Genomic DNA, 9835 nt, shown 5'->3' on the forward strand with positions numbered 1-9835 from the left:
GAGGCCACCAGCTGGGTCACCGTGCAACTCCTCACGCAGGAGTCGTAACCTCTGCCTCCGCGATCGCCGCGTCGATCCGCGGTCCGATCTCCCGCAGCGCATCGCTGCCGACGATCCCGAGGTGATCGGCATCGACATCGACGCGGGTGACCCGCCCACGGAGGAACGGTGCCCAGCGCTCGGCCGTCATGTCCGGGTCGGCTTCACCGGCGGCAGCGATGACGAGCATCGCGTCGCCGTCGTAGGCACGCGGCCGGTGGTCGACGGTGCGCTCGGCCGACGTCGCCATCCGCTGCAGCATGCGATCGAAGGCAACGCCGTCGAGCAGGCCCAGTCCGGTGACCCGCTCGCGGATCGCCGCGGCGATCACGGCCGGATCGTCCGCCGCGGTGACCGTGTCGATGTCGATGACGGCCTGCCACCCGCCGAGCAGGTCCGCGACCGTGGTCCGTGTGTCCGCTGTTCTCGCGTTCGCGGCGCCGGCCGGCGCGTCCTGGGTGGACACCCCGGAATGCGCCGTCTCGTCGTCGATCTCGAGGTCGTCACCGGTGGCGGGATAGCTGTCGAGGAGGGCGAGGACACCGACTTCGGCACCCTGCGAACGTAGTTCGGCTGCCATCTCCTGGGCGATCAGCCCACCGATGGACCAGCCGACGAGGTGGTAGGGGCCGTGCGGGACGATCCGTCGGATCTCGGTCACATACCGTGCGCCGAGGTCACTGATCGACGCGTCGGCCGTGTCGCCGGCCACGACGAAGGGGTCTTGCAGACCGAAAACCGGCCGATCGTCGAGATACGGGGTCAAGCCGGCGAAGAGCCACGCCAACCCATCGGCCGGGTGAACACAGAAGACCGGCGCGCGGCTGCCCTCCGCACGTAGCGGAACGACCACCTCGCCCCGCGGGACGTCCGTGGCGCCCGGGTCCTCCTGCACGACGTACGCGGCGAGTCGCGCGCCCAGATCGCGCGGCGTGGGTCCGGCGAAGATCCAGGCGACTTCGACGGGCACACCGGTTCGACGACGCAGCAGCGACACCAACCGCACCGCCGACAACGACGTCCCACCCGCGTCGAAGAATCCCTGGCCCGCGCTCGTCACCGCCTGTCCGGTGATCTCCGTCATGGCTTCCGCGACGGTCACCTCCCAACGACCCGTCGGCGCCGTGTCCTCGGTGCCGTTCCGCACGCCACCGTCGGCGGTCATCCGTGCGGCGACCTCGCCGTGGTCGGGCCGGCCGTCGGTCCCGAGCGGAATGCTCTCGACGATGCTGATCATCGTCGGCACGCAATGGGCTGCCAGAGTCTGCGACAGTTCGCGGCGGAGCCCGGGAACATCGAGGTCGTCACGGTCGAGTACGACGCAGGCGCCCACCTCGACGCCGTCATCGGTCGGCAGACCGACAGCGGCCGCCGCGGTCACGCCTGTCACCGCGGCCAACGCCTCCTCCACCACATCCAGATCCACTCGTCGCCCGTCGATCCGGGGATGGCGCGCGATCGGCCCCACGATCTCGGGTCGTGACCCCGGTGCGTCCACCCACCGCGCCCGCACTCCCGTCGGGATCAGCGCACCGTCCTCCGCGCGCTCGTACAGCTCCCCCGGCACCCGCGGGGGCACGGCCCGGCCGGCGGAGTCGACGATCGCCGACACCCCATCCCCGGCACCGGACACGTCGACCTCGTCGACGACGGCGTCGACGTCACCGGTGACGGCATCGAGCATGTGCAGGAAGACGTCCCGGATCGTCATCACCGTCTCGACGTCGAACAGCGCCGCGGCATAATCGATCTCGCCGACCAGCTCGACACCGGAACCGGCGCCGACGGGTCGCTCCGCGAGACCGAGGGTGAGATCGACCTTCGCCGGCGGCGGCCCCGGTTCGACAGCCACCACTTCGAGACCGTCCACGATCAACGGGTGGGAGTCCACACCGATCACCGGGCCACGACCGGGTCCCGGTACGGCCGGTCCCCCCGACGACTCGGCGATGTAGTTGAGCATGACCTGGACGAGCGGCGCGTGAGCCGTGGAACGAACCGGCGCGAGATGCTCGACCAGTGTCTCGAAGGGGATGTCGGCGTGCGCGAACGCCGCGAGGTCGGTGTCGCGTACCCGACGGAGAAGGTCCCCGACCGTGTCCGCGACCCGCAGTTCGGTCCGTAGCACCACCGTGTTGACGAACATCCCGATCAGCCCTGCCGTGGCCGCGTGGCCGCGCCCCGACACGGCGGCGCCGACGCTGACATCGTCCACGTCGGCCACGCGCGCGAGTGCGGCGACGAACGCGGCGTGACAGACCATGAACGGCGTCATCCCGTGGGCTCGTGCAGTCGATGCCACTGCCGCACTGCGTCGCTCGCCGAGTTCGAGAGACAGCCGGCCGCCGGTGGGATCGGCGACCGGCGGACGCGGACGGTCACCGGGTATCTCCAGCGCGGCCGGGACGCCGGCGAGCGTCTCGGCCCAGTACGAATACTGCACGGACATGGGCGAAGTCGGATCGTCGATGTCCCCGAGCACGTCGCGTTGCCAGAGAGCGTGATCGGCGTACGCGATCTCCGGCACGTCGATCGTCGCGTCGTGGCGGTATCCGCCGAGCACTTCCCCGGCCAGGATCGCCAGGGACGCCGCATCGCCGGCGATGTGATGGAGGACCAGCACCACCCGATGCGTCGGCGGCGTACCGCTCGACGCCTCCGGTCGTGACGTGGCGATCGCGACGCGCAGCGGCAACTGCGTCGACACGTCGAATCCCTCCGCGCACAACGCCATCGCTTCCTCTGGCGTGCCGGCCGAGTCGAAGCGCAGTTCGTCCGCAGCCGTCGCCGGATCGAGGATGTGCTGTGTGGGTACCCCGTCCTCGCCCAGCGGGTAGACGGTCCGCAGCGGTTCGTGTCGGGTCATCACGGCCACGACCGCCGCGCGCAGCGCACCGACATCGAGGAATCCGCGGATGTCGAAGGCGACGGGCATGTTGTACATCGGAGAGGTCACGTCGAACTGGTTGATGAACCAGAGGCGTTGCTGCGCATACGACAACGGGATGCGCTGCGGACGGGGGCGCGCGACGAGCGGATGCTCGGCGACCCGACGTCGCATCAGGATCCGCGCGAGCTCGCGGACCGTCGGGGTGCGGAAGAGGTCGCGGACATCGAGGTCGACACCGAGTTGCTCGCCGATCCGGGCCACGACCCGCATCGCGGCCAGCGAGTTGCCACCGAGATCGAAGAACGGCACCGTCACCGACACCTCGTCGAGTCCGAGCACCTCGGCGAAGACGAGGGCGACCGCTCGTTCGGCGGCGTCGGCAGGCGGCTCCATCCCGGTCAGCTCGCCGCCCGGTGCGGGCAGTGCTCGACGGTCGAGTTTGCCGGTCGCCGTGAGCGGGACCGAATCGAGGATCACCCACTGGGCCGGACGCATGTACTGCGGCAACGATTGTCGGAGGTGCTCACGGATCGCGTCGAGGTCGACGCTGCCGGCGAGATATCCGACCAGCGCATCGCCCGCCGGACCGCTCCGGACGGTGACGGCCGCGTGCGTCACACCGTCGGCGCGAGCCAGGACGGTCTCGATCTCGCCCAGTTCGATTCGCTGCCCGCGCAGCTTCACCTGGAAGTCCGCCCGGCCGAGATACTCGAGCGCGCCGGAGACGTTCCAGCGCACCAGGTCACCGGTCCGGTAGAGCCGCCCTCCCACCACCCCGGTGGGGTCGGCCACGAAGCGCTCGGCGGTGAGATCGGGTCGACCCGCGTACCCGCGCGCCAGCTGGTCCCCGCCGACGTACAGCTCGCCGACCACCCCGACCGGCGCCGGACGCAGCATGTCGTCGAGCACCCACGTCGTGGTGTTCGCGTTGGGCCGGCCGATCGGCACGAGCACATCACCGGGAGCGAAGCGATACGCCGTCACCTCGACTGCTGCCTCGGTCGGACCGTAGAGGTTGTCGAGGTCGGCCTGCGGTGCCAGTGCGGTCATCGCCTCCGCTACGGCGGCAGGCAGGGCCTCACCCGAGGCGTTGATCCGCCGCAGCGACGACAGTGCCTCCCGCCGCTGCGGATGGTCACCGATGTACTCGACGAACGCCGCCATCATCGACGGCACGAAGTGGACGGACGTGACCCGGTGCCGCTCGATCTCGGCGAGGACGTGGGCCGGGTCGACATGCCGACCGTCCTCGACGATGACCAGGCGGGCGCCGGCCATCAGCGCCTCGAACAGCTCGGGGACGGACACGTCGAAGGTGACCGGTGTCTTGAGCATGACCGCGTCGTCGGGACGCAGCGGGGAACGAACCGACATCCACGTCAGCCGGTTGAGTACGGCACCGTGACTGACGGTGACGCCCTTGGGCGTTCCCGTCGATCCGGACGTGAACAAGGTGTAGAGGGCGTTGCTCGGACGAGGCCGGCGCAGTTCCGGTCGTGGACCGGAGATCGCCGCCTGCGGCGCGCTTCCGTCGACCACGAGCGTCGGCGTGGACAGTGCGGAGAGCGCGGGCGGTCGGACGTCGACCGTCAGGATCATCGCGATCGACGCGGCGTCGACCATGGCCGCGACCCGGTCGGTGGGTGTCGACGGGTCGATGCTGACGTAGCTGCCGCCCGCCATGATGACGGCATGGATCGCCAGGACGAGTTCGACCGAGCGCGGGATGCACACGCCCACCGCCACATCCGGCCCCACCCCGCGGGTGGTCAGGGTCTCGGCGAGCCGGGTGACCCGGTCGAGGAACTCGCGGTAGGTCACCGTCCGCTCGCCTGCCACGAGGGCCGTCGACTCCGGTGAGCGGCGCGCGGCGGCCACGAACGCATCGGTGATCGTCGACCACGGCACCGGCAGGTCCGGTCCCGCCACCAGCCCGGCGATCCGCGCACGCTCGGCCCCGTCGGTCAGGTCGATCGCGCCGACGGGCAGGTCACCTTCCCCGACGATCGCCTCGAGGATCCTGGTCAGCCGGATGATCGCGGTGCGCGCGGTCGGTTCGTCGAACAAGTCGGTGGCGTAGACGATCTCCACCGCCCACGGGCGTCCGGGACGGATCGTCACCGCCACTGTCAGGTCGAGTTGGGTGGTGCCGGTGGTTGCTTCGATCGGTTCGAGGACGAGTACGTCCGACCCCACCGCGCCGGATCTGACGACCGGCACCCGCGGGGTGGTGCCGTCCCGGTCAGCGTCGGCCCGGTCAGGATCCTCCCGGTCATGCAGGACCGACAGCATCACCTGGCTGATCGGGGCGAACGCCTCCGACCGGACCGGGGAGAGGCGGTCCACCAAGTACTCGAAGGGCACGTCGGCACGCGCGAGCGCGTTGACGTCGTCGACGCGCACCCGCTCGAGAAACTCTCCGATCGGTGTCCGCGGGTCCACGTCGGTACGCAGTACCACGGTGTTGACGAACATGCCGACGAGATCGTCGAGCTGTGCGTGCCCGCGACCGGCGACCGGTGTGCTGATCACGATGTCGCGGGTCGCCGACAGCCGCGCCAGCATGATCGACAGTGCCGCGTGGACCACCATGAACTCGGTGGCGCCGTGTGCGCGGGCCGTGGCCGCGATGCGCCCCGTCAGCTCAACCGGGATGTTCGCGGTCACGCGGCCCCCGCGCTGCGACGCCACCGGCGGTCGCGGCCGGTCCGTCGGCAGCGGGAGCAGGTCGGGAACTCCGGCGAGTCGGTTCGTCCAGTAGCTGACCTGGCGACCCAGAACGGACTCCGCCGAGTCGATGTCGCCGAGCGTGTCCCGTTGCCACAGAGCGTGATCGGCGAACTGGATCAGCGGTGCCGCGGCGATGGTATTCGGCCCGCTCGCTCCGCTCCCGGCGCCGGGTTCCGGCGCCCTTCCTTCGGCGCGTGCCAGATACGCACTCCACAGGTCGGCGACGAGCGGGCGCATCGACTCGCCGTCGGCGGCGATGTGATGCAGCACGACGACCAGGATGTGCTCGTCGGGTTGCATCCCATCGCGGCCGACCGCGACGAGTCGGACCCGCAGCGGGAGTTCGGTGGTGACGTCGAAGGTCACGTCCCCGACGAGCTCGTCCGGATCGGCGAGATCCCCTGACACCTCGACGGTCTCCCACCGCAGGCGGGCACGGGCCTCGTCGACCGGCAGGATGTGCTGGCGGGGCTCGCCACCCTGCGCCGGGAAGATCGTTCGCAGGACCTCGTGGCGGGCGATCAGGTCGATTACGGCGTCGCGCAGGGCGTCCCGATCGAGTCGGCCGCGAAGACGGGCGAGCAGCGGGATGGTGTAGGCACCCGATCCCGGGTCGAGCCGGTTGAGGAACCAGATGCGCTGCTGCGCATACGACAACGGGATGAACGCCGGCCGCGGATCGGCCCGGCGCAACGGCGGCGGGCGCGATGCGTCGTCGTAGGCGGCGTCGATGCGACGCGCCAGCCGACGGACCGTGGGCGCCTCGAAGATGTCGCGCACACCCACGCGGACCCCGAAGGCGTCGCCGGCGCGGGCACTGACGCGGGTGGCCGACAACGAGTTGCCGCCGATGGCGAAGAAATCCGCGGTCACCGAAACCCCGGTGCCGGACGAGCCGTCCGACGCCGCCTCGTCGACGCCGAGGACGTCACCGACGATGGCGGCGAGTACCCGCTCGGTGTGGGTCGAGGGCGGAACGCGCTCGGCGTCGGCACTCGTCGGCTCGATGGCCGGGAGGCGCGCACGGTCGATCTTCCCGATCGGGCTGCGCGGCATGGTGTCGAGGACCGCGAGCGCGGCCGGGATCATGTGCGGCGGGAGGTGGGCCGCCAGATGCTCCCGGAGCGCGGCGGTCATCTGTCGCGCCTGGTCCGGTCCGCCCCCGGGATCGACCGGTTCGACATAGCCGGCCAGCGAGGCCACCGGGTTCCCGACGCCGACGACCGCGGCCGTCCGCACCTCCGGGTGCGCGCTCAGGACCGACTCGATCTCACCGAGTTCGAGCCTCTGGCCGCGCAGTTTGACCTGGAAGTCGGACCGGCCGACGTACGTCAGTGCGCCGTCACGGGACCGGCGCACGAGATCTCCGGTTCGGTACATCCGCGTCCCCGGCTCACCGAACGGCGCGGCGACGAAGCGCTCGGCCGTCATCGCCGGCCTTGCGTTATAGCCGCGCGCGAGTTCGGGTCCGGCGAGGTACAGCTCCCCGACGACCTCCGGCGGTACCGGGTGCAGCCGCTCGTCCAGGACGACCGCGCTCGCACCGGGGACCGGGCTGCCGAGATGGACCGGCTCGTCGGTCCCGATCGGGGGCGAGGTGACGCTGATGATCGTGGTCTCTGTCGGTCCGTAGCCGTTGTGGAACCCCACGTGCGGGGCCCACCGGTTCTTCTCGGTGTCGGGGACGGCCTCGCCGCCGACGAGTACGTCGGTCATGGGCAGACGGGCGGGGTCCGGCAATGACGCCGCCACCGAGGTCACCAGGAAGGCATGGGTGGCATTGTTCGCCGTGACGAAATCGGCGAGGTCACGACCGCCGACGACGTCGGGAGGTACGACGACGAGCGTTGCGGCGCTGCCATAGGTTCCGAGAACCTCGAGAATGGCGGCATCGAAGGCCGGCGAGCTGATACCCAGCCAGCGCGCCTGCGGCCCGGACCGGTGCCGGTCGCGCAGCACCGCGGCGACGCCCGCGAGTCCTCGGTGCGTCACCAGCACTCCCTTGGGAGTTCCGGTCGACCCGGAGGTGAAGATCATGTAGGCGCCGGAATCGGCGGTCATCGGTCGGAGGGGACGAGGGGGGTCGACGACCGGTCGCCGTCGCAGGTCGCGGACGAGGTCCGGGGTGAGCAGCAACGGCGCCGACGACGTCGCGGCCACGTCGGTGGTGAGTCCGTCCACGGTCCCATCGGTCAGGATCAGCGCGGCGTCCGCGGCGGCGAGGACGCGAGCGATGCGTTCCGCCGGATACCGGGGATCGATCGGGCAATACACCGCACCGGTCTTGGCCACGGCCCACAACGCGAGTTGCGCGGTCGCCGACCGCGGAAACGCGCACGCCACCACGTCCTCCGGGCCGATGCCGCGCTCGACCAGGTCATACGCGAGATGTGAACTCGCCGTGTCGAGTTCGGCGTAGCTCCAGATCTCCTCGCCATCGACGACGGCCGGGTGCGCCGGACGCGTCCGCGTCGCGCCGATGAGCAGGTCGGCGAGGAGCGTCGGATCGGGATCGGGAATGCCGGACACGAGGGGGACCATCTCCTCATCCCCGGTCAGCACGTCGAGGTCACCGACCGGGCACGTGCTGTCGCCGACCGCGGCCGCCAGCACGCCGACGAAGCGATCGACGAGACGGCGGGCGTCGGATTCGTCGTAGAGGTCCGTCGCGTAGGTGAGTGAACCGCGCCAGGGAGCCCCCTGCGCCGGGTCGGTGAGGACACCCAGAGTGAGGTCCAGTTTCGCCGAATTGTCCTCGACCGAAACGGGTTCGATCTCGAGTCCGGCGAATCGACCGTCGGGTGTGACGGGAACGGCGAGTTCGGAGGTGGTGAGCAGAACCTGGACCAGCGGTGCGTGAGGGGCAGCGCGGACCACGCCGAGTTCGTCGACGACGTCGTCGAACGGCACGTCGGCATGATCGAGGGCGTCGAGATCGACCTCGCGCACCACCCGCAGAAGGTCGGCGAATGCCTGTGCGGGCACGATCGGGGTCCGCAACGCAACGGTGTTGACGAACATGCCGATCAGGTCGTCGGTGTCGCCGTCCCGGCCCGCCGCGGCGGTCCCGATGACGACGTCGCGGGTCCCCGCCAGCCGGCCCAGTACCGCGGCCAGTGCCGCGTGCAGCACCATGAATGCGGTGGCGTCGCAGTGCCGTGCGAGTGCGTCCACGCCTTGCGCCACTCGTCCCGGGATGACGAACTCGACCGCGGCACCTCGCATGGTCGGCGTGGCCGGACGAGGATATGTGGTGGGCACATCGAGAAGAACCGGCGCACCGGTGAGCTGCCGGACCCACCAGTGCCGGTGCTCGTCCTGCTCGTCCACGCGTCCGGCCGTGCGCACGACGTGATCGGCGTACTGGATCGGCAGCGGCAACCAGTCCGGGGTCCGACCGTCGCGTCGCGCCTCGTACGCGATGAGCAGGTCGCGTGACAGCGCTCGACCCGACTCGCCGTCGGCCGCGATGTGGTGGATGCTGATGACCAGCAGCGCACCCGTTCCGGGCTCGACATGTGCTCGGGCACGCACGGGCAGGTCGCGCGTCAGATCGTACGGTTCGGCGGCCACGGCGAGTGCTTCGGATTCAGAATCCACAGTTGACCAGTCGAATACATCTCCGTCGAATGCAGGCGACCCCGGATCGACCTCGCGGATCAGCTGTTCCGGGCGCCCGTCGCGGCCGATCGGGTAGGTGGTCCGCAGGATCTCGTGGCGTGCGACCACGTCGGCGAGTGCACGACGTAGGTGCTCGACGTCGACCTGGCCGCGAATGCGGAAGGCGAACGGGATGATGTACGACGCGACTTCCGGCTCGTACTGATTGATGAACCACATCCGGCGTTGCGCACTCGACAGCGGCAGCACGGACGGACGCGGTGAGTCGGACGGACGGGACACCGACGAGCGGCGCAGACCCGGTGTCGCAGTACCGGAGCCGGGAGCGTCGACTCGGCGCGCGAGGTCGCGAACCGTCGGGGCGTCGAAGACGTCCCGGACCCGCACCGTGACGCCGAGCATCCGGGAGACGCGTGCCGCCAGCCGAGTGGCGGCCAGCGAGTTGCCGCCGAGGTCGAAGAAGGTGTCGGTCACCGAGATCGACTCCGAGCCCGACAGTCCGAGCACGTCGGCGAAGACACCGGCAATCGCCACTTCGGTGTCGGTGTCGGGTTC

1 protein-coding gene is annotated in these 9835 nt (G+C 70.3%); it reads right to left on the minus strand.

Annotated features, from left to right (window positions below):
- Window positions 1-31: 31 nt before the first annotated feature.
- A complete protein-coding gene (locus AMD30_RS17990; RefSeq protein WP_156354314.1) occupies window positions 32-9814 on the minus strand; it encodes a non-ribosomal peptide synthetase in 9783 nt (3260 codons plus the stop codon).
- Window positions 9815-9835: the final 21 nt, after the last annotated feature.

The sequence above is a fragment of the Gordonia sp. HS-NH1 genome (assembly GCF_001418765.1).
Lineage (GTDB): Bacteria > Actinomycetota > Actinomycetes > Mycobacteriales > Mycobacteriaceae > Gordonia.